The 1,265-nt window shown below is 62.9% G+C and carries 2 protein-coding genes; one reads left to right on the top strand and one right to left on the bottom strand.

The genetic code is table 11. The features are described 5' to 3' along the window. Window positions 1-279: hypothetical protein (locus EN994_RS32035; protein WP_164746443.1), on the top strand; the 279-nt coding region annotated here is incomplete at its 5' end. A 6-nt stretch (window positions 280-285) separates the two neighbouring features. Here the strand turns inward: EN994_RS32035 and tyrS are convergent. Next, window positions 286-1,265: tyrosine--tRNA ligase (gene tyrS / locus EN994_RS32030; RefSeq protein WP_127288003.1), on the bottom strand; the 980-nt coding region annotated here is incomplete at its 5' end.

Raw genomic sequence — 1,265 nt, 5'->3', positions numbered from 1 at the left:
GTGCTGCGCGGACCGCGCATCGGCACCACGTTCCAGGGCACGCTCTACGACCAGAACAACAACATGGACATGACCGGCACGTTCATGCCGGTCTATGGCCTCAATCGCATCTTCGGCGAATTGCCCATCGTTGGCGCGCTGCTCGGCAATGGCCGCGACCGTGGCCTGATCGGCGTCACCTACCGGCTCAAGGGCAACGCCAACAAGCCGTTGCTGGACATCAATCCGCTGTCGGTGATCGCGCCCGGAATATTCAGGTCGATCTTCGAATATAGGTGAGCGAGTTCAGGCCGGTCGCACCAGAATGTGTTTTTTCTTTCCCAAGGAAAGCTTTACGACGTTTTCCGGACTCAAATCCTGAGGGGTCACCAGCCGGCGCTCGTCGCTCACCGGCTCGTCGTTCAGGCGCACGGCGCCGCCCTGCACATGCCGCCGCGCTTCGCCGTTCGACGCCGCCAGTCCGGCGGTGACCAGCAGCGACAGGATGCCGACGCCGGTTTCGAGCGCTGTCCTGTCGACCTCGACGGTCGGCAGCGACTCCGCGAGCGCGCCTTCCTCGAACGTCTTGCGCGCCGTATCGCTGGCTTGCTCGGCGGCCGCGCGGCCGTGCAGCAGGGCGGTGATCTCGGTGGCGAGGATCTTCTTGGCCTCATTGATCTCGGATCCGCCGAGCCGCTCGAGCCGCGCCACCTCGTCCAGCGGCAGCGTCGTGTAGAGCTTCAGGAAGCGGGCGACGTCGGCATCCTCGGTGTTGCGCCAGTACTGCCAGAATTCGTAGGGGCTCAGCATCTCCGCGTCGAGCCAGACCGCGCCCGACGCCGACTTGCCCATCTTGGCGCCCGACGAGGTGGTGAGCAGCGGCGTGGTCAGTGCATAGAGCTGCGCGTCCTCCGTGCGGCGGCCGAGATCGATGCCGTTGATGATGTTGCCCCACTGGTCGGAGCCGCCCATCTGCAGGCGGCAGCCGAGACGCTTGTAGAGCTCGACGAAATCATAGGCCTGCAGGATCATGTAGTTGAATTCGAGGAACGACAGCGACTGCTCGCGATCGAGCCGCAGCTTGACGGAATCGAAGGCCAGCATGCGGTTGACCGAAAAGTGACGACCGACATCGCGCAGGAAATTGACGTAGTTGATCTCCATCAGCCAATCGGCGTTGTTGACCATGATGGCGTCGTTGGGACCGCTGCCGAATTTGAGGTAGGGCATGAAGTTGCGGCGGATACCGGCAAGATTGTCTTCGATGTCCTGCGGGGTCAAAAGCT

It is taken from the genome of Mesorhizobium sp. M7A.F.Ca.CA.002.09.1.1 (assembly GCF_003998555.1).
Taxonomy (GTDB): domain Bacteria; phylum Pseudomonadota; class Alphaproteobacteria; order Rhizobiales; family Rhizobiaceae; genus Mesorhizobium; species Mesorhizobium ciceri.
The sequence above is the reverse complement of the archived record's forward strand: the minus strand, read 5'-3'. Positions and strand labels throughout refer to the sequence as shown.